Origin of the sequence: Arthrobacter sp. zg-Y919, from assembly GCF_030142045.1 — a bacterium.
In the GTDB taxonomy this organism is placed as follows: Bacteria; Actinomycetota; Actinomycetes; order Actinomycetales; family Micrococcaceae; genus Arthrobacter_B.
Window position 1 is genome coordinate 1987470 of record NZ_CP126242.1, and the last position, 22700, is coordinate 2010169.

Consider the following 22700-nt stretch of genomic DNA (forward strand, 5'->3'; position numbering starts at 1 on the left):
CATCACTGGAGATGCCCCGCCGAATCCAATAATTCCTCGGCGTGGGCACGGGCCGACGCCGAGTCCTCCTGCCCTGCGAGCATCCGGGCGAGTTCCTTGATGCGCTCCTCCTGGCCCAGCACCCGGACATCGCTGGCCGTGACGCCGGTACCGTCGTCGGTGGACGTGGAAGTCTTGATCACGCGGATGTGATGGTCGGCAAACGCCGCCACCTGGGGCAGGTGGGTTACCACGATCACCTGCACATGCTTTGCCAGCATGGCGAGCCGGCGGCCGATTTCGACGGCGGCCTTGCCGCCGACGCCTGCATCCACCTCGTCGAAGATGAACGTGGGCACCGGGTCCACTGCTGCCAGGACCACTTCGATCGCCAGCATAACGCGGGAAAGTTCGCCGCCTGAGGCACCCTTGCCCAGGGGCCGGGCCGGAGCGCCGGGATGCGGTGCGAGCAGGAAGGAAATGCTGTCGGCACCGTGCGGTCCCGGCTCACCGGTCGGTTCCACCTCGATGACCAGATTGGCGTCCTTCATGGCCAGCGCCGTCAGTTCGTCGCTGACCCGCTGCGCGAGTTCTGCTGCGGCATCGGTACGGAGTTTGGTCAGGGCCGCTCCCCGGGTGGCCAGGCGTTCGGCGAGGACGCCTATTTCCGCTTCGAGGGCGTCGATCCGGGAGTCGTCGGAGCTGAGTTCGGCCAGCCGCTTGGCGCTTTCGCCGCTCCACTCCAGGACCCCGTCGATCGAAGGGGCATACTTGCGGACCAGTCCCGCCAGATCGGCGCGGCGGGATTCCACTTCCGCGAGCCGTTCAGGTCCTTCGGAGTCCAGGGAGGCTCCGTAGCTGGCCAGCTCGGTGGCTATGTCTGCGAGGATGTACCCCACCTCGGCCAGCCGCTGTCCGGACGCGGCCAGGGCCGGGTCATGCTCCCCTGCGGACTCCAGCTGGCGTTTGGCGGCGTCCACCAGCGAGGTGGCGTCGCCGCCGTCGGCAAAGTCGTCGGCGATCAGGGCCGCATGGGCACTCACCGCGGCGGTGCGCAGCTCCTCGAGGTTGCTCAGGCGCATGGCCTCCGCCTTGAGGGAGTCGTCCTCCCCCGGCTGTGGATCCACCGCCTCGATTTCCTCCAGCGCGGCGGTCAGGTACTCGGCTTCCCGGAGCCGGTCCCGGGCCTGGTCCCGGAGTTCCGACAGCTCCTTGGCCGCGGCGCGCCAGCGGGCGTAGTCCTCACGGTAGGCACCGAGTTCGGCGGCCAGCGGGGCACCTGCGTACTTGTCCAGTGCCTCCCGCTGGGCCGCGGCACTCTTGAGGCGCAGCTGATCGGTCTGGCCGTGGACCACCACGAGGTGCTCGCCCACTTCCGCCAGGACGCCTACCGGGGCGGACCGTCCGCCCACGTGTGCACGGCTGCGTCCGTCGGCATTGACCGTACGGACCAGCGTCAGTTCGGCCGCGCCGTCGTACTCTTCAAGCTCCGCTCCCGCTTCGCCCGCGCGGACCGCCGCAGGGCTCCGCGGATCCACGTGCACGAGCGCCTCAGCGACGGCGGACTTCGCACCGATGCGCACGGCGCCGGCGTCTGACCGGGCACCTAGGAGCAGTCCCAGGGCGGTGATCACCATCGTTTTGCCGGCACCGGTTTCACCGGTCACCACCGTGAAGCCTGGGCCCAGGTCCAGTGTGGCGTCGGTGATGACACCGAGGTCCCTGATCCGGATTTCCTCAATCATGCGACAAAGCCTCCGCTGTCCGAAACCGCTGTGTCACCGGTTGATGTGCCGGCAGCTTCCGGGCTGCCGGTTACTGCACCGTTGCCGGCGGAATCCGCGTTCCGGTCCCCCGGCCCCGGTATGGAGCTGAGCTGGGTTCCGGCAGTGGTCGCCGGGGCCGGACCGCGCCACCCATGGGTGGGGAGCTGGAACTTGCGCACCAGTCGTTCTGAGAAAGGTGTCAGGTGGGTGCGTGCCAGGCGGACCGGAGTCTTGGAGCGGGTCACTTCCACCCGGGAGCCCGGGGGCAGGTCGATGCTGCGCCGGCCGTCGCACCACAGCACTCCGGCGGCGTCCGTACGGGTCAGGATCTCCACGGCCAGCACCGAGGTGGGCGATACCACCAGCGGCTTGGCGAACAGGGCGTGGGCGCTGATGGGCGCCAGCAGCAGGGCTTCAACCTCCGGCCAGACCACCGGGCCGCCAGCGGAGAAGGCGTAGGCGGTGGAGCCGGTGGGTGTTGCCAGCACAACGCCGTCGCATCCGAACGAGCTGATGGGGCGGGCATCCACCTCGATGACCACTTCCAGCATCCGCTGGCGGTCGGCCTTTTCGACGGCGGCCTCGTTGAGGGCCCAGGTGCGGGCCAGGAGTTCGCCGCCGTGCCAGACCTTGACGTCGATGGTCATGCGTTCTTCGACGGTGTAGGCGCGTTCAACCACCCAGTGCACAGTCTGTGCCAGGTCGGCGCGTTCGCTCTCGGCCAGGAAGCCCACATGGCCGAGGTTGACCCCAAGCAGTGGAACATTCGTTCCGCGCACCAGTTCGGCTGCCCGCAGGATGGTGCCGTCCCCGCCAAGGACCATGCCCAGGTCCACCTCATCCAGCGCGACGTCTTCATCGAGGATCTCGGTGGGTGCCGTCAGCACTCCGTATTCGGCCTGGATGTCTTCAAGGTCACGCCGCCGCATGACCGGAACCAGTCCCGAGGAATGAAGCTGGGTGCAGGCCTCCTGGGCAGCGGTCATGGCGGCCCGTCGTCCGGTGTGGGCCAGGACCAGTATCCGTCTGCTCATCTGCGTCTTCATCCTCTTCATCCTCCGGGTGGTGCCTGCGGCATACCCATCGTCAGTCTTCTACCGCCGGCAACCGGTCCGCAAACCCGGCGAACGCTTCATCCACCAGCCTGGCGGCGGCGTCTTCGGCCGGAGTTCCCTCACCGTGCCCCGTTTCCGCAGGCCTTCCGGGTACGGGGCCGGGGACCTGCAGCCACATAAAGAACTCCACGTTGCCGTTCTGGCCGGGAAGCGGGCTCGGGGCAATGCCGCCGATCTCCAGGCCGGCAGCCATGGCGGCCGTCGCCACCGAGGCCACGGCAGACCGGTGCCGGGCCGGATCGGTAACCACTCCGGTCCGGTCCAGCTTCTCACGGCCCACCTCGAACTGGGGTTTCACCATGAGCAGGAGGCTGCCGCCCGGGCGGGTGGCAGCAGCCAGCGGTCCCACCACCTTGGTCAGGGAGATGAATGAAAGATCCGCGACCGTGAGATCGACGGTGCCACCTATGTCCTCCGGGTCCAGGTAACGGACGTTCATCCCCTCGTAGACGCTGACCCTGGGATCCCGCCGAAGCGCTTCCACGAGTTGTCCGTGCCCGACGTCGACGGCGGCGACATGCGTGGCACCAGCGCGGAGCAGGACGTCGGTGAACCCTCCGGTGGAGGCCCCGGCGTCCAGGCAGCGCAGTCCGACCGGGTTAACGGCGGGGAACGCCGCGAGGGCACCGGCGAGTTTGTGGCCGGCGCGGCTGACGTAGTCGGGCAGACCGTCGTCGAGCACTTCCAGCCGTTCGCCGGCGTCCACCGGAGCCGAGGGCTTGGCGGCGGGCTTTCCGGCGCGCAGGACCCGTCCTGCGGCGATCAGCTTTGCTGCCTGGGTGCGCGAGCGTGCCAGCCCGCGCGTGACGAGTTCCTGGTCGAGTCGTGGCATGCCTAGTCTGCTGTCCGGGGGAAGATTCCGGGTACCGGCGCGGGGACAGCATGCCCAGCTTTCGGCTCAGTATTCGGCTCAGTGTTCAGCTCGGTGAGCAGCGCGTCATGCAGTCCTGCGTAAACGGCCGCATGGCCGGCCACGGGCTGGGCCGCCAGCGGAGGCAGGACATCGAGGAGGGAGTCAACGGCGGCATCATCCGTGGTGGCCGGAGCCTGCGGCCATGGCTGTGCCGGCTGGGATTCAGGCATGTGTCTTCCTCCTGCGGTTGCATGCGGGATGCATTGATAACGGGTGGATCTTCTCTATGAAGCCTAGCTGCGGCCGGTGACAGTCCAGCGGATCTCCGGGGTAAGCGCCGCTGCGGCGTCCGGCCGGGCTGCCCACCATGCGGCACAGCCGGCACGCCAGCTGTCCAGGTCCGAGGAATCCCCGGCTATCACGACGACGGTGTCCTCCACCCAGGCCAGTGCCTGGCCGCAGCGGTATTTTCCAGCCTCGGGAACGGGCACCGGATACGGTTCGAAAAGCGCCGCCAGGTTCTCGATGAGGTAGACCGGCCGCTCCGGTTTCCGCGCCGCCAGTGCAGTCAACGGAGTGTCGACGCCGGTGAGCACCAGTGCGGTGTCAAAGCCGGCGTTGGTTCCGCCCAGGATGTCGGTGTCCAGCCGGTCCCCCACCACAAGCGGACGGTGGACGTCGAGGTGCCGTGCCGCCGTCGTAAACAGTGGCGCCTCCGGCTTGCCTGCGACGAAGGGAACCCGGCCCGTGGCTGCGCCGACTGCAGCCACCAGCGTGCCGTTGCCGGGCGCGATGCCGCGGGCCTGCGGGATGGACAGGTCCGTGTTGGTGGCCACCCACACGGCTCCGCGTCCGACGGCGAATGCGGCTTCGGCCAGATCGGCCCATCCCAGGGATGGGTCGAAGCCCTGGATGACGGCGTCGGGCGCGTCATCCGCCGAGTAGACCCGCACCAGTCCCTGGGCCTCGACGGCGGCAGCCAGGGTTGCGCTGCCGGTCACCAGCACCTTGGCCCCCGCGGGAACCTTGGAAGCCAGCAGTTCCGCCCCCGCCTGCGCGGACCCGAAGACATTTTCCGCCGTGGCGGGTGCTCCGAGTTCGCGCAGGTGTGCCGCAACCGTCTCCGAAGAGCGTGAGGCGTTGTTGGTGACGTAGGCCAGCTGGACCGATACATCGGCCAGCCGGTCCAGCGCCTCCACGGCCCCCGGTATCGCGTGCGGTCCGGCGTAGACCACGCCGTCCAGGTCGGAAAAGACCGCGTCGTAGCCGGAGACCAGTGAAGGGTTAGTCGTCAAGACGCTGCGGCCCCGTCTCATCGGCGTCTTCGCGGGCAGTTTCCTCGTCGTCGTCGTCGTAATTGAAATCGGACACTACGACTTCCACGGCCTCGCCGTCGTCATTTACGTCGCTGTCTTCGGTGAGGAGGCCTTCCTGCTCATCCGTGGGAAGCGCGTCCACCTCTTCATTTGGATCGAGGTTGTCCTTCGGAGCCTCTTCGGCGGGTGCGAAGTACGCGCCGGAGCGGTCCTCACGGGCCTCGGGACGACGCTTGGGACGTTCCTCTTCCTCAGGCACGAGGTCGAAGATTTCCGGCTCCGCAAAGTCGCCGAAGCCCAGGGCTTCGTCAGCGCGCAGGGCCTGCTTCTGCCACTTCTGCGCTTCCTCGCTGCGGCCGGCAACTTCCAGCGCGTCGGCGTAGGCACGGAAGAGGCGCGGGCTGTAGGAGAAGGCCCGGTTACGGTCCAGCTGCGGGATTTCCAGTGCTGCAACAGCGGCATCAAACTGACCCATGTCCATCCGGGCACCCGAGACGACGATGGCCAGATCCACCTGTCCGGCAGTATCCAGGTCCTTGGCGTCATCGGACCGGGCCATGTCCAGGGCCTTTTCCGGATGGCCCAGACCGCGTTCGCAGTCGGCCATCATCGGCAGGTAGGCATTGGAACCGCTGATCCGGCGGTAGGTGCGGAACTCACGCAGCGCCTCACCGAAGTGCTCGGCTGCGTAGGCGGTCAGGCCGACAGCCTCGCGGACCACTGCCATGCGTCCGCCACGACGGCTCGCGGCAAGGGCGTGCTGGAATGCCAGCTCCGGTTCGTCGTCAATCAGGCGGCCTGCCATCACCAGGTGCTTGGCAACCCACTCGCTGTTGACTTCCTCCAGGTTGCGCAGCTGGGCGCGGGTGACCTTGTCCAGTTCCTGCCCGGTGACGTCCTCATCGATTTCCGGTGAACGCTCACGGTCGGGGCGGTTGGCGCTACGCAGGTCCTTGGCGTTGCGGGGCCGAGCTGCGGCCGGGGCATCGTCACGGCGGAAAGACGGGCGGTCCGAACCGTGTTCGGGCCGGTCGCCGCGGGGCGGACGGCTGTCACGCTGCGGACGGCTGTCACGCTGCGGACGGCGGTCACGCTGCGGACGGCGGTCATCGCCACCGAAGGACGGCCTACGGTCGCCGCGGTCGCCGAAGGGCTTACGCTCACCGCTGCGCTCCGAGAAAGGCTTACGCTCACCATCACGCTGCGGACGATCATCACGCGAGAACGGCTTACGATCCCCACGGTCGCCAAAGGGCTTACGCTCACCATCACGGGCCGGACGACGGTCATCGCCACCGAAGGACGGTTTACGGTCCCCACGGTCACCGAAGGACTTACGCTCACCATCACGGGCCGGACGGCTGTCACGCTGCGGACGATCATCACGCGAGAACGGCTTACGATCCCCACGGTCACCGAAGGACTTACGCTCACCATCACGGGCCGGACGGCTGTCACGCTGCGGACGATCATCACGCGAGAACGGCTTACGATCCCCACGGTCGCCAAAGGGCTTACGCTCACCATCACGGGCCGGACGACGGTCGTCGCCACCGAAGGACGGTTTACGGTCCCCACGGTCACCGAACGGCTTACGCTCACCATCACGCGGCGGACGGCTGTCACGCTGCGGACGATCATCACGCGAGAACGGCTTACGATCCCCACGGTCACCGAAGGACTTACGCTCACCATCACGCGGCGGACGACGGTCATCGGCGCCGCGGCTGGCGCGGTCATTTCGCTCCGCACGAACCCCGAACGACGGACGACTGTCCCCATCACGGGCGGGACGACGGTCATCGCCACCGAACGACGGCTTGCGATCGCCACGGTCGCCGAAAGGCTTCCGCTCACCGCTGCGCTCGGTGAACGGCTTGCGCTCACCATCACGGGCGGGGCGGCGGTCGTCGCTGCCACGGGCGGGACGATCGCCGAAAGCGGGCTTGCGGTCCTTTGAAAACGGCTTGCGCTCCGAGGAGGCCCCCCGGTCGCCGAAAGACTTCCGTTCGCCGTCGCGTGCGGGCCGGCCGCCAAAGGAGGGCTTGCGGTCTTCGAACCGCTTGGGAGCGTTGCGGTCGTTCGTCGCGGGGCGTCCGCGGTCGTCGCGCCGGTCTGACGAGCTGCCGCTGGAAGAATTGCTTCCTTCGCCGCCGCGGTGATCCCTGTTATTTTGCTCTGACATGCTGCTGAGTTCCTCTCGTCGTGAGCCGACCAACGGAATTACTGCAGTCGCTCGTCACTATGTACCTGTAATGAAGATGTAAAAGTCATGGGAGGCGGTCGCGCCTCAGGGTAATTCTAGTGCAGTGGCAGTCCAGGTGCCGATTCAACAGGGGATCAAAGCGGTCCGATGCAGGTGAGTCTCGACACCACGGGCACCTGAGCGGCCCCAACTCAGGACGTTCGAACGCCCGACGGCGGCCAAAGGAACCGGCCAGCAGCTCCCCGAAGGTCAGGCCCGCCCGGGCTATGCCCGGTGGGTTAAAGAGGAAGAGCCCGTACCAGCACTGGTACGGGCTCATCCTGTTATTCAAATATTGTCCGGCGGTGACCTACTCTCCCACATCCTCCCGGATGCAGTACCATCGGCGCTGTGGGTCTTAGCTTCCGGGTTCGGAATGGGACCGGGCGTTTCCCCCACGCTATGACCGCCGTAACCCTGCTACCCGCACCCCCGCAAAGCGGGGTGGGGAAATCTCTGGTTACAGCACGTCCCGGAACCCCTATCACGCCAAAAGACGCTGCAAGGGTGCCGGCAGTGCGGTAAAAAAGGTGAACCAACCCCCGGACAAGGGGGTGGGTTCGTGTTCCAGGTACAGCAACAACACGGGTTGTTGTCCGGGAACCACATAGTGGACGCAAGCAGCATGATCTTCAACACCCTTTATACTTTGACGGACCGTTTGAAGTCGTGTCCGTCCAGGTGTTGTTGTGGTGTAAGTTATCGGCCTATTAGTACCGGTCAGCTTCACGGGTCTTTAGTCCCCGCTTCCACATCCGGCCTATCAACCCAGTGGTCTGGCTGGGGGCCTCTCACACACAAGGTGTATGGAAATCTCATCTCGAAGCGGGCTTCCCGCTTAGATGCTTTCAGCGGTTATCCCATCCGAACGTAGCTAATCAGCGGTGCACTTGGCAGTACAACTGACACACCAGAGGTTCGTCCGTCCCGGTCCTCTCGTACTAAGGACAGCCCTTCTCAAATTTCCTGCGCGCGCAGCGGATAGGGACCGAACTGTCTCACGACGTTCTAAACCCAGCTCGCGTACCGCTTTAATGGGCGAACAGCCCAACCCTTGGGACCTACTCCAGCCCCAGGATGCGACGAGCCGACATCGAGGTGCCAAACCATGCCGTCGATATGGACTCTTGGGCAAGATCAGCCTGTTATCCCCGAGGTACCTTTTATCCGTTGAGCGACGGCCATTCCACAATGTACCGCCGGATCACTAGTCCCGACTTTCGTCCCTGCTCGAGATGTCTCTCTCACAGTCAAGCTCCCTTGTGCACTTACACTCGACACCTGATTGCCAACCAGGCTGAGGGAACCTTTGGGCGCCTCCGTTACTCTTTAGGAGGCAACCGCCCCAGTTAAACTACCCATCAGGCACTGTCCCTGACCCGGATTACGGGCCGAAGTTAGATATCCAGTATGACCAGAGTGGTATTTCAACGATGACTCCACCCGAACTGGCGTCCGGGTCTCACAGTCTCCCACCTATCCTACACAAGCCACACCGAACACCAATACCAAACTATAGTAAAGGTCTCGGGGTCTTTCCGTCCTGCTGCGCGTAACGAGCATCTTTACTCGTACTGCAATTTCGCCGAGTTTATGGTTGAGACAGCGGGGAAGTCGTTACTCCATTCGTGCAGGTCGGAACTTACCCGACAAGGAATTTCGCTACCTTAGGATGGTTATAGTTACCACCGCCGTTTACTGGGGCTTAAATTCCCAGCTTCGCCCGTAAGGGCTAACCGGTCCTCTTAACCTTCCAGCACCGGGCAGGAGTCAGTCCGTATACATCGTCTTGCGACTTCGCACGGACCTGTGTTTTTAGTAAACAGTCGCTTCCCCCTGGTCTCTGCGGCCCCGATCCCCTCCGGACAGCAAGTGTCCATCAAGGTTGGGGCCCCCCTTCTCCCGAAGTTACGGGGGCATTTTGCCGAGTTCCTTAACCATAATTCTCTCGATCGCCTTAGTATTCTCTACCTGATCACCTGTGTCGGTTTGGGGTACGGGCGGCTGGAACCTCGCGCCGATGCTTTTCTAGGCAGCATAGGATCACCGGATCCCCCCGTGAGGGGGTCCCGTCGGATCTCAGGTTCGTCATCCAAGACACCGTGACGGATTTACCTATCACGGACCCTACGTCCTTAGACCAGGTCTACCATCGCCTGGCCCGGCTACCTTCCTGCGTCACACCTGTTAATACGCTTACCTCCCAGGATCAGGTCCCGTGCTCGGCCAAAACCCTCACACCACAAGGGTGATCGGGCAGGCTCCGGACGGTTAGTGTCCCCTGCTTGGTATGGGCGGTTCTTCGCCGGTACGGGAATATCAACCCGTTGTCCATCGACTACGCCTGTCGGCCTCGCCTTAGGTCCCGACTTACCCAGGGCAGATTAGCTTGACCCTGGAACCCTTGATCATTCGGCGGACGGGTTTCTCACCCGTCTTTCGCTACTCATGCCTGCATTCTCACTCGTGTAGGCTCCACCGCTGGTTTCCACCGCGGCTTCACTGCCCACACGACGCTCCCCTACCACTCCAGACGACTGAACCACGAAGGCTTATCTAATATCTGAAATCCACAACTTCGGCGGTGTACTTGAGCCCCGCTACATTGTCGGCGCGGAATCACTTGACCAGTGAGCTATTACGCACTCTTTCAAGGGTGGCTGCTTCTAAGCCAACCTCCTGGTTGTCTGGGCAACTCCACATCCTTTCCCACTTAGCACACGCTTAGGGGCCTTAGTTGGTGGTCTGGGCTGTTTCCCTCTCGACTATGAAGCTTATCCCCCACAGTCTCACTGCTGCGCTCTCACTTACCGGCATTCGGAGTTTGGCTGACGTCAGTAACCTTGTAGGGCCCATTAGCCATCCAGTAGCTCTACCTCCGGTAAGAAACACGCAACGCTGCACCTAAATGCATTTCGGGGAGAACCAGCTATCACGGAGTTTGATTGGCCTTTCACCCCTACCCACAGCTCATCCCCTCCATTTTCAACTGAAGTGGGTTCGGTCCTCCACGACGTCTTACCGTCGCTTCAACCTGGCCATGGGTAGATCACTCCGCTTCGGGTCTAGATCACGCCACTGCATCGCCCTATTCAGACTCGCTTTCGCTACGGCTTCCCCTCACGGGTTAACCTCGCGACGTAACACTAACTCGCAGGCTCATTCTTCAAAAGGCACGCTGTCACAGCTACAAGGCTGCTCCAACGGTTTGTAGGCACACGGTTTCAGGTACTATTTCACTCCCCTCCCGGGGTACTTTTCACCTTTCCCTCACGGTACTTGTCCGCTATCGGTCATCAGGGAGTATTTAGGCTTACCAGGTGGTCCTGGCAGATTCGCACGGGATTTCTCGGGCCCCGTGCTACTTGGGATCCTCTCCAAGCGGCAGCATACATTCCGGTTACGGGGCTAACACCCTCTACGGCCTGGCTTTCAAACCAGTTCACCTATGCACCTGCACTCACTTCACCGATCCGGCAGAATCGGTACGGAAAGTCCCGCAACCCCAGTGATGCAACGCCCGCCGGCTATCACACACCACTGGTTTAGCCTCTTCCGCGTTCGCTCGCCACTACTAACGGAATCACTGTTGTTTTCTCTTCCTGTGGGTACTGAGATGTTTCACTTCCCCACGTTCCCTCCACGCACCCTATGTGTTCAGATGCGGGTCACCCGGTCACTCGCGCGCCGGGCGGGGTTTCCCCATTCGGACATCCTGGGATCAAAGTTCGGTTATCAACTCCCCCAGGCTTATCGCAGATTCCTACGTCCTTCTTCGGCTCCTGATGCCAAGGCATCCACCGTGTGCCCTTAAAAACTTGACCACTAAGATCAATTTATTATCGCTATCGAGAAAACCACGGTCTCACCAGGCACCCGCGAAGGGCACCCGGATCTACCAGGTTTTTCTGAAATTGCACTTAATATTTTAAGATGCTCGCGTCCACTATGTAGTTCTCAAACAACAACCCCGTCACACCCGTCCCCGCACCGGACAACCCCGCAAAGGGTGTCAGTGATACGGTTCCGGCCTGCGCAGGAACAAACAGAAACAAACCAGGTTACCCGCAACCCCCGCCCCGAAGGGAAGGACATGCGGGTGCCTGTTGCTTCAGGACCCAACAGTGTGCCAAACGACTAACCGGACCCACACGGTAACAGGAGGTTTTCCAGGAACCCCGAAGGGAACGTACTGGCCTCTGAAACCGGCATGCCGGCGCCTATCCATTGATATTCCACCCTTGAGCACCCACCGGAGAACATATGTCTCCGATATGGGCATCTCCTGCAGGGCACACCACCCACACTGTGGAAGGCAATGCCACCCTGAGGTGCTCCTTAGAAAGGAGGTGATCCAGCCGCACCTTCCGGTACGGCTACCTTGTTACGACTTAGTCCCAATCGCCGGTCCCACCTTCGACGGCTCCCTCCCCAAGGGGTTAGGCCACCGGCTTCGGGTGTTACCAACTTTCGTGACTTGACGGGCGGTGTGTACAAGGCCCGGGAACGTATTCACCGCAGCGTTGCTGATCTGCGATTACTAGCGACTCCAACTTCATGAGGTCGAGTTGCAGACCTCAATCCGAACTGAGACCGGCTTTTTGGGATTAGCTCCACCTCACAGTATCGCAACCCTTTGTACCGGCCATTGTAGCATGCGTGAAGCCCAAGACATAAGGGGCATGATGATTTGACGTCGTCCCCACCTTCCTCCGAGTTGACCCCGGCAGTCTCCTATGAGTCCCCGCCATAACGCGCTGGCAACATAGAACGAGGGTTGCGCTCGTTGCGGGACTTAACCCAACATCTCACGACACGAGCTGACGACAACCATGCACCACCTGTAAACCGGCCACAAGTGGGGGACCTGTTTCCAGGCCTTTCCGGTTCATGTCAAGCCTTGGTAAGGTTCTTCGCGTTGCATCGAATTAATCCGCATGCTCCGCCGCTTGTGCGGGCCCCCGTCAATTCCTTTGAGTTTTAGCCTTGCGGCCGTACTCCCCAGGCGGGGCACTTAATGCGTTAGCTACGGCGCGGAAAACGTGGAATGTCCCCCACACCTAGTGCCCAACGTTTACGGCATGGACTACCAGGGTATCTAATCCTGTTCGCTCCCCATGCTTTCGCTCCTCAGCGTCAGTTAATGCCCAGAGACCTGCCTTCGCCATCGGTGTTCCTCCTGATATCTGCGCATTTCACCGCTACACCAGGAATTCCAGTCTCCCCTACATCACTCTAGTCTGCCCGTACCCACTGCAGACCCGGGGTTGAGCCCCGGGCTTTCACAGCAGACGCGACAAACCGCCTACGAGCTCTTTACGCCCAATAATTCCGGATAACGCTTGCGCCCTACGTATTACCGCGGCTGCTGGCACGTAGTTAGCCGGCGCTTCTTCTGCAGGTACCGTCACTTTCGCTTCTTCCCTGCTGAAAGAGGTTTACAACCCGAAGGCATTCGTCCCTCACGCGGCGTCGCTGCATCAGGCTTCCGCCCATTGTGCAATATTCCCCACTGCTGCCTCCCGTAGGAGTCTGGGCCGTGTCTCAGTCCCAGTGTGGCCGGTCACCCTCTCAGGCCGGCTACCCGTCGTCGCCTTGGTGGGCCATTACCCCAACCAACAAGCTGATAGGCCGCGAGTCCATCCAAAACCGCATAAAGCTTTCCACGGACCGCCATGCGGTGGTCCGTTGTATCCGGTATTAGACCCGGTTTCCCAGGCTTATCCCGAAGTCAGGGGCAGGTTACTCACGTGTTACTCACCCGTTCGCCACTAATCATTCTGTGCAAGCACAGAAGTCATCGTTCGACTTGCATGTGTTAAGCACGCCGCCAGCGTTCATCCTGAGCCAGGATCAAACTCTCCGTAAATGTGTTACAGACACAGTCCGGGGACCAAGGAAAATTGGTCGTCCGTCCTGCACTAAATTCGAAACCGGCTAAAAAAACCGTCCCATACCCACGGGGTGGGCGGAAACGGCCTGTTCAACCAATCAATATAAATAAATTGGTATCAATAAACTTGGCACACTATTGAGTTCTCAAACAACAGACGCAATCCGAAAATACTCGGGAAAACAAATGTTTTCCTTTTCTTCTTCGCTGCAATGTTTATATATCTTATTCCATTCCGGCGTTTTCCGCAATTCGCGGTATCCGTGATCCGGACCACCGTGAAAAGCGTTTCCGCCGTTCCGGACCCAGCACTTACCGGAGTCTTTTCCACCGTCCCCGTGAAGGGCGCACTGGTTGGACTCTGTTTTGTGATGGGGTTTGGCCGCCATGCTCGGGCGCTTTTCCAGCGTCCCGGCCGCGGCGACTCATGCAACTTTACACACCGGCTCCGGTCCTTGCAAACCGGATCGAGGTGATCCGCCGCACAACCTCCGGGCCCTTTGAGGAGTCCCGGTCCGGCGGCCGATAGCTTTATTTTAGGACTCCCCCGTGTGCTCGATGCAAGCCCCTGGAGGGTTGTCCTCGTCACTGTCCGGCCCGGTGCCGGCTGCTCCGATGTCCGGGTTAACCCTCGCCGCGGAGATAAGCCAGCTGCGCGGCCACCGACAGTTCCGCGGCCCGGCGGACATTCGCCGGCACATCTGAGTAGACCAGATCGGCTATGACTCCTGCCCCGGCGTCCGGTCCGGCCTCATGCAAGGCAGACCGGATCTGCTCCAGTCGCTCTTCACGGTGGTCGCGGTAGGTCAGGACGAGTGAACTGAGATCCGGCTGGACCGGTCCGTGCCCGGGCAGCACCACTGCCGGCCCAAGTCCGGAGAGCATATCCAACGTCCGCAGGTAATCGTCGAGGGTTCCGTCCGGGAAGTCCAGCACTGTGGTGCCCCGGCCCAGAATGGTGTCCCCCGTCAGGACGGAGCCGTTGGCGCCGTCGTCGGGAAGCAAAAAGCAGACCGAATCCGAAGTGTGGCCGGGCGCTGCCAGCACCCGGATGTCCACGCCGGCAGCGGAAATCTCTTCATCCGCCGTCAACGGGCTTCCTGCCACACAGAAGGCGGGATCGAATGCCCGCACGGGAGCGCCGGTCAGTTCGGCGAAGCGCCGGCTTGCCTCCGTGTGGTCGGCGTGCCGGTGGGTAATAAGCACCAGCTCGACCGTGCCGGCTTCCGCCAGGGCCCGCAGGTGCCCCTCATCCTGTGGACCCGGGTCCACCACCACTGTGCTTTCGGAACCGGGAGCAGCCACAACGTAGCTGTTGGTCCCGTCCAGCGACATGGGTCCCGGGTTCGGCGCGAGGCGTACGCGGGTCAGGTCGCTGCTGCGGACCAGTCCGGAGTCCGGAAGGTAGGTGGTGGACATGGGCACCTAGGCCAGGCGGGTCAGCCAGCCGTGGGTATCCTCCACGGTGCCGGTCTGGATGCCGAGCAGCTGCTCGCGGATGGACATGGTCACTTCGCCCGGCTTGGCATCGGCAGAGCCAATCACCTCGTCCTCGGACTTGAGCTGGCCGATCGGAGTGATGACGGCGGCCGTGCCGCAGGCGAAGACCTCCGTGATATCGCCGGAAGCAATGCCTTCGCGCCATTCGTCCAGGGTGATCTTGCGTTCCTGGACGTCCATGCCCCGGTCGCGGCCCAGCTGCAGCACCGACGAGCGGGTGATGCCGTGCAGGATGGTGCCGGACAGGGCGGGAGTCACCAGGCGGCCGTCCTTGAAGACGAAGAACACGTTCATGCCGCCCAGCTCTTCAACGGCGTTGTCATTGAACTCGTCCAGGAACAGGACCTGCTTGCAGCCGTTCGCTTCGCCTTCCATCTGGGCAATCAGCGACGCCGCGTAGTTGCCGCCGCACTTGGCTTCACCGGTGCCGCCGCGGCCTGCACGGGCGTACTTGGTGGAGAGCCAGATGGAGACCGGTTTCAGTTCCCCGCCGAAGTAGTTTCCGGCCGGGGAAGCAATGACGCGGTAGGAGACCTCGCGGGCGGGACGCACACCGAGGAAGGGTTCAGTGGCAATCATGAACGGCCGCAGGTACAGGGCGGCACCTTCTCCGTCCGGAATCCATTCCTTATCCAGGGCCACCAGCTGGCGGATGGACTCCAGGAACAGTTCCTCGGGCAGCTCCGGCAGGGCAAGCCGGCGGGCGGAAAGGTTCAGACGGGCGGCGTTGGCTTCCGGACGGAAACTCACCACCGATCCATCCGCGTGGCGGTAGACCTTCAGTCCCTCGAAAATCTCCTGGCCGTAGTGCAGTACGCCGGCGGCCGGGTCAATCGAAATGGGGCCGTAGGGCTCGATGCGGGCGTTCTGCCATTCCTGCTCCCCCGACTCCCCCGCCTTCCAGTCAATGACGGCGGTGTGGTCGGTGAAGTAGTCGCCGAAACCGGGATTCGCCAGGATGGCGGCCCGCTCGGCGGCGGACTTGGGACTGGTGGAAAGCTCCTGGGAAAATTCCAGTGCGCTGACGGTCATGATTCCTCCACTGTGAACGGCAAAAACCCGTTCTATGACTACTTATTGGCTACCCACGAGCTTATGACACCGCGGCGGCGATGGCATTGCCCACCTCTGCAGTGGAACGCCGGTTTCCGTCCCGGCCCGCAAGGTCCTTTTCCACTGCCCGTTCCACGCGGCCGGCTTCTTCGCTGAAGCCCAGGTGCTGCAGCAGGAGCGCGGCGGAAAGGATGGCTGCCGTCGGATCGGCCTTTTGCTGCCCCGCAATATCGGGTGCGGACCCGTGGACCGGCTCGAACATGGAGGGGTAGGTGCGGTCCATGTTGATGTTGCCGGAGGCGGCGAGGCCGATCCCGCCGGTGATCGCGGCCGCGAGGTCGGTGATGATGTCACCGAACAGGTTGTCAGTGACAATCACGTCGAAACGTGACGGATCGCTCACCATAAAGATGGTGGCGGCGTCCACGTGCAGGTAGTCGTGGGTCACGTCGGGGAACTCCTGCGCCACTTTTTCCACGGTGCGCTTCCACAGCCGGCCGGCGTTCACCAGGACGTTGTGTTTGTGGACCAGGGTCACGTGCCGGCGTGGCCGGGCTGCGGCACGGTGGAAGGCATCGCGGACCACGCGTTCCACACCGTAGGCGGTGTTCAGCGATACCTCGGTGGCGATTTCCTGCGGGGTGCCCTCGCGCAGCACTCCCCCGTTTCCGGCGTATGGCCCCTCGGTGCCTTCCCGGACCACGATGAAATCCACGTCTCCGGGTGCCGCGAGGGGACTGTCCACCCCGGGGTACAGCCGGGACGGACGCAGGTTGACGTAGTGGTCCAGGCTGAACCGCAGCTTCAGCAGCAGGTCGCGTTCGATCAGCCCGGAGGGGACGAGCGTGTCACCCGGTGCCGCGCCTACTGCGCCGAACAGAATGGCGTCATGCCCCTTGAGGGCTTCCAGGGTCTGTTCCGGAAGGGTCTCCCCGGTGCGGAGCCAGTGCTCCGCCCCCAGCGGATACTCAGTCAGGTCAACGGTGACTGGGCTGCCGCTGGTGACCGCCAGCAGCACCTTCACGGCTTCCGCGGTAACTTCAGGGCCGATTCCGTCTCCGGGGATGACGGCCAGGGAAATGGTCCGGGGTGTTTCATCGCTCATGCTGCCCATCCTAGGGAGCCGGACCGCCAGCCGGGCAACGCGGGCCGCATGGTGGACACCCGGGGACCACGGTGGACACGCGGGGACAAAGTAGGCACCGGGGACAGTTGCCACCCGGGGCAGCTGGAGTTCACCCCGCAGTATGACGCGGAGCCAGCCTTCGGCCCCCTACAGTTGGTATCCATGCTCGTGCATCGAAGATTCTATGCCTGGATCCAGGCGAACCCCGGGAAAGTGGATTTCTGGCTGGCCGTGGCTGCCACGCTCCTGTTCGCCCTGCCCTTCCTGCTGATGAGGGGAGGTCAGTTTGTCGAGTTCGCCCTCTCCGCGGCGATCTGCATGGCGCTGGCGTGGCGGCGGCGCCGTCCGGTGGCCGCTGCCGCGGTCCAGGCTGCCGCCTGCATCCTCCAGCTGTTCCTCGTACCGGTCACCGCCCTGCCGGCGGACCTCTTTGTGTTTGCCACTGTGTACTCTCTGGCCGCCTTTGCCCCGCGCTGGGCCAGTGTGGGCGGTCTCATCCTCGCCTCAGTCGGCGGCGTCCTCTTCATCATGCAGTACTCGGTTATACCGTCCATGGAGTCCGGATATTCGCTGGACATCGCGCTGACGAGCGATGCGCCTGCATGGGTCGCCCTGGAAGCAGTGCTGCTGGTGGCGTGGATGTTCGGCGATCTGACCCGCACCCGCCGCCTCGCCCTGCGGGCACTGCAGGACCGTGCCCATCGTCTCGAAGTAGAACGCCAACAGGAACGTGAACTCGCAGCGGCCGATGAACGCAGCCACATTGCCCGCGAAATGCACGACATCGTGGCGCACTCACTCTCCGTGATCATCACCCAGGCCGACGGCGCCCGGTATGCGAGCGCGAAGGACCCGGAAGTCGCGCCGAAGACGCTGGGCGTCATTGCGGAAACGGGCCGCGGTTCCCTGCGGGAGATGCGCCGCCTGCTCGGGGTGCTCCGCGGCGACGAGGCCGCCTCGACCCGCCCCCTCCCCTCCCTGGCCGACGTCGAGGAGCTCCTGGGGACGGTCAAGCGCAGCGGCCTGGAAACCGCGCTCAGCATCACGGGAACACCCCGCCGCCCCCTGCCGCCCGGTGCCGAGCTGACCGCTTACCGGGTGGTACAGGAATCCCTGACCAACGTACTCAAGCATGCGGGACCGGAGGCGAGCGCCGAGGTCACGCTGCAATGGACTCCGGCGGGACTGAAACTCGGTGTCCTCGATAACGGCCTGGGCGCGGCGTCAGCCCTGCACGACGACGGCGCGGGGCAGGGCATCAAGGGCATGGACGAACGGCTCTCGCTCTACGATGGAACGTTGACGGCCGCCCCTGCGGCCGGCGGAGGATTCCGCGTTGAAGCATTCATCCCCTACACGGAGGCCTAGGCACAGTGCCGGATTCCCCCTGGACGGCAGCGTCCGACCCCTCACCCACCGAACCCATCCGGGTGCTCCTGGTGGATGACCAGCAGCTCGTGCGCGGCGGTTTCCGGATGCTGATCAATTCCCAGCCGGACCTCACGGTTGTTGCCGAGGCCGGTAACGGACGCGAGGCCCTCGCCGCGCTGGCAGCGGTATCCGCCGACGTCGTGCTCATGGACGTGCGGATGCCCGGCATGGACGGCATCGAGGCCACATCCCGGATGCTGGACGGAGGAGCCAGCAGCGCCGGACCGAAGGTCGTGGTCCTGACCACCTTCGACCTGGACGAATACGCGCTCTCCGCCATCCAGGCCGGAGCCAGCGGTTTCCTGCTCAAGGACGCCCCGCCCGAGGAACTCCTCGAGGCCATTCGGACGGTCTACCGCGGGGACGCGGTCATCGCTCCGTCCACCACGCGCCGCCTGCTGGACCACGTCGCTCCCCTGCTGCGCACGGCCGGCGCTCCCGGCAGCCGGCATGCCGCCGCCGTCGCTTCCCTGACCCCGCGCGAACACGAGGTCTTCACCCTGATTGCGCAGGGCCTGTCCAACCCGGAAATTGCCGCAAAACTGTACCTGTCCGAGGCCACGGTAAAAACCCATGTGGGACACATCCTGGCCAAGCTTGAGGCGCGGGACCGGGTACAGGCAGTGGTTATTGCCTACGAGACGGGAATTGTCGCACCCTAGGGACATGGCCACGGTCGACGACGTTCGCTCCATCTGTCTCTCCCTCCCCGGCGTGAACGAGCGCCTCAGCTGGAAGCAGCCGGCCTGGTTCGCCCGTACCCTGATGGCGCGGATGTGGGAGGAAGATGTCCTGACCGTGAAGAGCGCCGAACGCGGGGCGCTGGCAGCGATATCGCCGGACGTGTTCTATTGGACGCCGCATCACGACCGGTCCCCGTTGCTCCTGCTGGCCCGGCTGGAGCGTCTGCCCCCGGATGAACTGTCCGAGCTGCTCCGCGAGTCCTACCGGCTGGCCGGCCCCCTTCCACCCACGGTATGAGACACGGAGGAACAGGACCCACCTGCCCTCCGATGTGACGGCACCCGGCTGGTCCATACGCTGGCGGTATGACATCACTTGCACAGCATTCCCCTGCGCCCGGCTCCGGAAAACCGCGTCTCGCCGCAGCAGCCCAGCTCCTGAATAAGACGTACGGAACCGGGGACACCCGCGTCCACGCCCTGAAGGACGTGGACGTCAGCTTCGAAACCGGTACGTTCACCGCCATTATGGGCCCCTCCGGCTCCGGCAAGTCCACCTTGATGCACTGCCTCGCGGGCCTCGACACCGCCGGCTCGGGGCGTATCTGGATCGGCGGTACGGAAATCACCGGTTTGAACGACGCCGACCTCACCCGCCTGCGCCGCGACAGCATCGGCTTTGTGTTCCAGGCCTTCAACCTCGTGCCCACGCTGACCGCGGAACAGAACATTACCCTGCCGGTGGCCCTGGCCAATGGCACTGTGGACCGTGAATGGCTGGACTTCATAACGGAGACCCTCGGGCTGCGGGACCGGCTGCGGCACCGCCCGCACGAACTTTCCGGCGGACAGCAGCAGCGCGTGGCCGTTGCCCGCGCCCTGCTGACCCGGCCGCATGTCCTCTTCGGCGACGAACCCACCGGCAACCTGGACTCCAAGTCCGGTGCAGAGGTCCTCTCGCTCCTGCGCCGCTCCACCAAGGAGTTCGGCCAGAGCATCATCGTGGTCACGCATGACCCCGTGGCCGCTTCCTACGCGGACCGGGTGGTGCTGATGAACGACGGCGAGCTCGTTGGGGAACTGACGCAGCCGACCCCCGAGTCCGTGCTCGCCGCCCTCACCAAGCTGGGGGCATAAGCATGCTGCAGGTAGCCCTGGCGCAGGTGCGCCTGAATGCCCGGCGGTTCATCGCCGTTTCCCTGGCGGTGCTGATCGCCGTCGGCTTCCTCACCGCCACCCTCATTATCAATTCCTCATCCAAGGCGTCACTGACGCAGAGCGTCGGCGGGGCGTACCGGAACGCCGACCTGCTCATCACCCGCGACATGTACGTCGATGACGCCGCCGTGCTCGATGAGGACACCGCCGCCGGAGTCCGGGACACCCCCGGAGTGGAAGAGATCTACGCCGCCCAGCAGTCCTTCGTCACTTTCAGCCAGGACCGGGGCTCCGTGTTCGCCCAACTGGGCAACACCTCAGACTCCGCGGAACTTTTCCCCGTGGAAGTACTGCAGGGAACGCTGCCCACCTCCGACTCCGAGGTAGCCGTGGACCGGGACACCGCCGAGCGCTATGACCTGATGGAGGGATCGGTACTGGGCATCACAGCGAGCCTGGCCGACGCTGCGCCGGCGACAGCCCAGCTCACCGTGACGGCGCTGGTCTCCACTTCCGGCGATCCCCAGGTCCGGGGAACCCCGCAGCTGTACTCCACCGGCGCAACGGTTGCCAGGTTTGCCGAACCAGAGGCGGGTTTGAGGAGCATCCAGGTGGCAGTGGCCGACGGCGCCGCCGTCGAGGATGTCCGCACAGCCCTGCAAGAAGACCTCAGCGGTCTGGCGGGCATCGACGTCCGCACCCCACAGGAGCAGACCGATGACATGGTCGCTTCCTTCACCGGCGGGAACAATATCCTCACCACCATCCTCATGGCCTTTGCCGCCGTGGCGCTGTTGGTGTGCGCATTGGTGGTCTCCAATACCTTCTCGGTACTGGTGGCCCAGCGCACCCGCGAGCTGGCGTTGCTGCGGTGCATCGGTGCGGCCCGGTCCCAGATCCGGCGTTCGGTCATCGTGGAGGCGCTGATCATTGGAATCGTTGCGTCCGCCGCCGGGGTGCTGGCCGCCGTCGGGCTGGTTGGAGGGACCATCGCGTACCTGCGGACCCTGCCCGACAGCGGTTTCGCGACGCTGTCCGTCTCCCCACTCTCGGTTGTTGCCGGGCTGGTAACCGGCATCCTGCTGACCGTGCTGGCGTCGTTGGTTCCGGCCCGGGCCGCAACGGCCGTTGCGCCGCTTGCAGCCCTGCGTCCTGCCGAGGACATCCGTGCCGGCACCCGCCGCGGACGCGTCCGGCTCGGCATTGGACTGGTGCTGCTGGCGGTCGGCAGCGCACTGCTGGGCATCGGTGCCGTCAGATCGGACCTCATCATCGCTTTGCCCGGCGGCATACTCAGTTTCGTGGGTGTGCTCATGTGTGCCACCTTGTTTGTCCCCTCCCTGGTGCGCACTGTTGGCAGGATTGCCGCACCACTGGGTGTGCCGGGCAAACTGGCGGCGGTGAACGCCGTCCGGAACCCGCAGCGCACCTCTGCGACCTCTGCGGCATTGTTGATCGGCGTCACCCTGGTCACCATGATGATGACCGGCGCTGCAACCGTCCGGACCTCCCTGGACGACGTGCTGACCGCCGAGTACCCGGTGGACATCGCCGTCAGCGGCGGGACGGCGGTTGGCGGTACCGCCGACGCGGCCTCCCCATTCACCTCCGCAGATGTCGAAGCGGCACTCGCCGTGGACGGCGTGCAGGAGGCCGTTCTGCTGCCCGTTGGCGGCGTGGCCCAGCTCCGCGGCGGACCGTTTGCTGTCTACGCTGTGGATCCTTCCGACGCGGCGAAGGTCCTACGGGATTCCTCACTGGTGCCTGAGGGGAACACCATCCTGATGCCGGAAGGCATTGACGCCAAAACCCTTACGGTGCGGGGAGCCGACTCCAGCGTGGAACTGGATGTGGTCGTCTCCGACAGCAGCAACATGCTGCCGCTCATCAGCACCTCCACCGCCGAATCCCTCGGCGGTCCGCCACTCGACGACCCTAACCAGCCGCTGCCGCAGATGTGGCTGTCCGTAGCGGAAGGTCTCGCCACCAACGCGTTGATCGATCTGCGCACCGATGTGGCGGAAGCCCTGGACGTGGACGACTACGCTGTCTCCGGCTCGGCCATTGAGCGGGGTGCTTTCGAACAGGTCATCAATGTCCTGCTGATGGTGGTCACCGGGTTGCTGGGAGTCGCGGTGGTGATTGCCCTCGTGGGCGTGGCCAACACCCTCTCCCTCTCCGTGTTGGAACGCACCAGGGAATCCTCCCTGCTGCGCGCCCTCGGTCTCACCCGGGGCCAGCTGCGCGGCATGCTCGCGTTGGAAGCTGTGCTGATTGCCGGCGTCGCGGCCCTGATGGGCAGTGTCCTGGGCTCGCTCTACGGCTGGCTGGGAGCGCAGTCGGCGCTGGGTTCATTTACCACTGTGGCGCCGTCGCTGCCCTGGCTGCAGCTGCTCGCGGTCCTGGCCGTAGCGCTCCTGGCCGGACTCGGTGCCTCGGTGCTTCCGGCACGCCGCGCGGCCCGGCTCTCCCCCGTCGCCGGGCTGGCAGCGGACTAGCTCCTCGCGGTCCGGGCGCCGATCTGCAAGGATACTGATCAGGATGAATTACTAAGCAGGCTGACTTCAGCCGGCACACGAGAT

Annotated in this window: 15 protein-coding genes and 3 rRNA genes; 6 read left to right on the forward strand and 12 right to left on the reverse strand. The window is 64.0% G+C overall.

The window, feature by feature from the left end:
* Positions 1–2 precede the first annotated feature (2 nt).
* From recN to QNO10_RS09395, 6 genes are all read right to left on the reverse strand, one after another.
* Entirely contained in the window at positions 3–1724 is a 1722-nt protein-coding gene (recN, locus tag QNO10_RS09370) for a DNA repair protein RecN (RefSeq protein ID WP_229947456.1), read from the reverse strand.
* A complete protein-coding gene (locus tag QNO10_RS09375) occupies positions 1721–2779 on the reverse strand; it encodes an NAD kinase (RefSeq protein ID WP_229947454.1) in 1059 nt (352 codons plus the stop codon). The genes recN and QNO10_RS09375 overlap by 4 nt, the downstream gene beginning before the upstream one ends.
* A 52-nt stretch (positions 2780–2831) precedes the next feature.
* The gene (locus QNO10_RS09380; RefSeq protein WP_229947453.1) at positions 2832–3692 is read right to left on the reverse strand and encodes a TlyA family RNA methyltransferase; all 861 of its coding nucleotides are present in this window, start codon (positions 3690–3692) and stop codon (positions 2832–2834) included.
* Between the two features lie 2 nt (positions 3693–3694).
* Positions 3695–3943 (reverse strand): hypothetical protein, encoded by a 249-nt coding sequence (locus QNO10_RS09385; protein ID WP_229947452.1) that lies wholly within the window; start codon positions 3941–3943, stop codon positions 3695–3697.
* A gap of 63 nt (positions 3944–4006) precedes the next feature.
* Positions 4007–5008 carry an HAD-IIA family hydrolase gene (locus QNO10_RS09390; RefSeq protein WP_229947451.1) on the reverse strand — a complete coding sequence of 334 codons (1002 nt, stop codon included), beginning with the start codon at positions 5006–5008 and terminating at the stop codon, positions 4007–4009.
* Positions 4998–5834 (reverse strand): tetratricopeptide repeat protein, encoded by an 837-nt coding sequence (locus QNO10_RS09395; protein WP_229947450.1) that lies wholly within the window; start codon positions 5832–5834, stop codon positions 4998–5000. Before QNO10_RS09395 ends, QNO10_RS09390 begins: the two co-directional genes overlap by 11 nt.
* Positions 5835–6047: 213 nt before the next feature.
* On the opposite strand from QNO10_RS09395, the gene QNO10_RS09400 reads away from it, so the two are divergent.
* Positions 6048–6989 (forward strand): hypothetical protein, encoded by a 942-nt coding sequence (locus QNO10_RS09400; RefSeq protein ID WP_229947449.1) that lies wholly within the window; start codon positions 6048–6050, stop codon positions 6987–6989.
* 582 nt (positions 6990–7571) lie between these two features.
* On the opposite strand, the gene rrf is transcribed toward QNO10_RS09400, so the two are convergent.
* The 6 genes from rrf to QNO10_RS09430 all read right to left on the reverse strand — a co-directional run bounded on the left by rrf (position 7572) and on the right by QNO10_RS09430 (position 16825).
* Positions 7572–7688 (reverse strand): 5S ribosomal RNA (gene rrf / locus QNO10_RS09405).
* 275 nt (positions 7689–7963) lie between these two features.
* Positions 7964–11098: ribosomal RNA gene (locus QNO10_RS09410) — 23S ribosomal RNA — on the reverse strand.
* A gap of 518 nt (positions 11099–11616) precedes the next feature.
* Positions 11617–13143 (reverse strand): 16S ribosomal RNA (locus tag QNO10_RS09415).
* Together the 16S, 23S and 5S rRNA genes form the textbook arrangement of a ribosomal RNA operon.
* 648 nt (positions 13144–13791) lie before the next feature.
* A complete protein-coding gene (locus tag QNO10_RS09420; protein ID WP_229950834.1) occupies positions 13792–14586 on the reverse strand; it encodes an MBL fold metallo-hydrolase in 795 nt (264 codons plus the stop codon).
* A gap of 6 nt (positions 14587–14592) precedes the next feature.
* On the reverse strand, positions 14593–15699 hold the full coding sequence (locus QNO10_RS09425) for a branched-chain amino acid aminotransferase (RefSeq protein WP_229950832.1): 1107 nt from the start codon (positions 15697–15699) through the stop codon (positions 14593–14595).
* A 61-nt stretch (positions 15700–15760) separates the two neighbouring features.
* Positions 15761–16825, reverse strand: coding sequence for a 3-isopropylmalate dehydrogenase (locus QNO10_RS09430; RefSeq protein WP_229950830.1), 1065 nt, complete (start codon positions 16823–16825; stop codon positions 15761–15763).
* 183 nt (positions 16826–17008) lie between these two features.
* On the opposite strand from QNO10_RS09430, the gene QNO10_RS09435 reads away from it, so the two are divergent.
* The 5 genes from QNO10_RS09435 to QNO10_RS09455 all read left to right on the forward strand — a co-directional run bounded on the left by QNO10_RS09435 (position 17009) and on the right by QNO10_RS09455 (position 22616).
* The gene (locus QNO10_RS09435) at positions 17009–18214 is read left to right on the forward strand and encodes a sensor histidine kinase (RefSeq protein ID WP_229950827.1); all 1206 of its coding nucleotides are present in this window, start codon (positions 17009–17011) and stop codon (positions 18212–18214) included.
* Between the two features lie 5 nt (positions 18215–18219).
* On the forward strand, positions 18220–18939 hold the full coding sequence (locus QNO10_RS09440) for a response regulator (RefSeq protein ID WP_229950825.1): 720 nt from the start codon (positions 18220–18222) through the stop codon (positions 18937–18939).
* Between the two features lie 4 nt (positions 18940–18943).
* Complete coding sequence (locus tag QNO10_RS09445) at positions 18944–19258, forward strand: MmcQ/YjbR family DNA-binding protein (protein ID WP_229950823.1); 315 nt, start codon at positions 18944–18946, stop codon at positions 19256–19258.
* Between the two features lie 68 nt (positions 19259–19326).
* Positions 19327–20097, forward strand: a complete 771-nt coding sequence (locus QNO10_RS09450) for an ABC transporter ATP-binding protein (protein ID WP_229950821.1) — start codon at positions 19327–19329, stop codon at positions 20095–20097.
* A 2-nt stretch (positions 20098–20099) separates the two neighbouring features.
* Positions 20100–22616 carry an ABC transporter permease gene (locus QNO10_RS09455; protein ID WP_229950819.1) on the forward strand — a complete coding sequence of 839 codons (2517 nt, stop codon included), beginning with the start codon at positions 20100–20102 and terminating at the stop codon, positions 22614–22616.
* The last annotated feature ends 84 nt before the right edge of the window (positions 22617–22700 follow it).

Bases quoted from the DNA above. Each gene is read 5' to 3' on its own strand.
- QNO10_RS09395 (WP_229947450.1), bottom strand. From the start codon at position 5,834: ATGGCAGGCCGCCTGATTGACGACGAACCGGAGCTGGCATTCCAGCAC.
- recN (WP_229947456.1), bottom strand. From the start codon at position 1,724: ATGATTGAGGAAATCCGGATCAGGGACCTCGGTGTCATCACCGACGCC.
- QNO10_RS09425 (WP_229950832.1), bottom strand. From the start codon at position 15,699: ATGACCGTCAGCGCACTGGAATTTTCCCAGGAGCTTTCCACCAGTCCC.
- QNO10_RS09435 (WP_229950827.1), top strand. From the start codon at position 17,009: ATGCTCGTGCATCGAAGATTCTATGCCTGGATCCAGGCGAACCCCGGG.
- QNO10_RS09455 (WP_229950819.1), top strand. From the start codon at position 20,100: ATGCTGCAGGTAGCCCTGGCGCAGGTGCGCCTGAATGCCCGGCGGTTC.
- QNO10_RS09430 (WP_229950830.1), bottom strand. From the start codon at position 16,825: ATGAGCGATGAAACACCCCGGACCATTTCCCTGGCCGTCATCCCCGGA.
- QNO10_RS09420 (WP_229950834.1), bottom strand. From the start codon at position 14,586: ATGTCCACCACCTACCTTCCGGACTCCGGACTGGTCCGCAGCAGCGAC.
- QNO10_RS09445 (WP_229950823.1), top strand. From the start codon at position 18,944: ATGGCCACGGTCGACGACGTTCGCTCCATCTGTCTCTCCCTCCCCGGC.
- QNO10_RS09380 (WP_229947453.1), bottom strand. From the start codon at position 3,692: ATGCCACGACTCGACCAGGAACTCGTCACGCGCGGGCTGGCACGCTCG.
- QNO10_RS09450 (WP_229950821.1), top strand. From the start codon at position 19,327: ATGACATCACTTGCACAGCATTCCCCTGCGCCCGGCTCCGGAAAACCG.
- QNO10_RS09385 (WP_229947452.1), bottom strand. From the start codon at position 3,943: ATGCCTGAATCCCAGCCGGCACAGCCATGGCCGCAGGCTCCGGCCACC.
- QNO10_RS09375 (WP_229947454.1), bottom strand. From the start codon at position 2,779: ATGAGCAGACGGATACTGGTCCTGGCCCACACCGGACGACGGGCCGCC.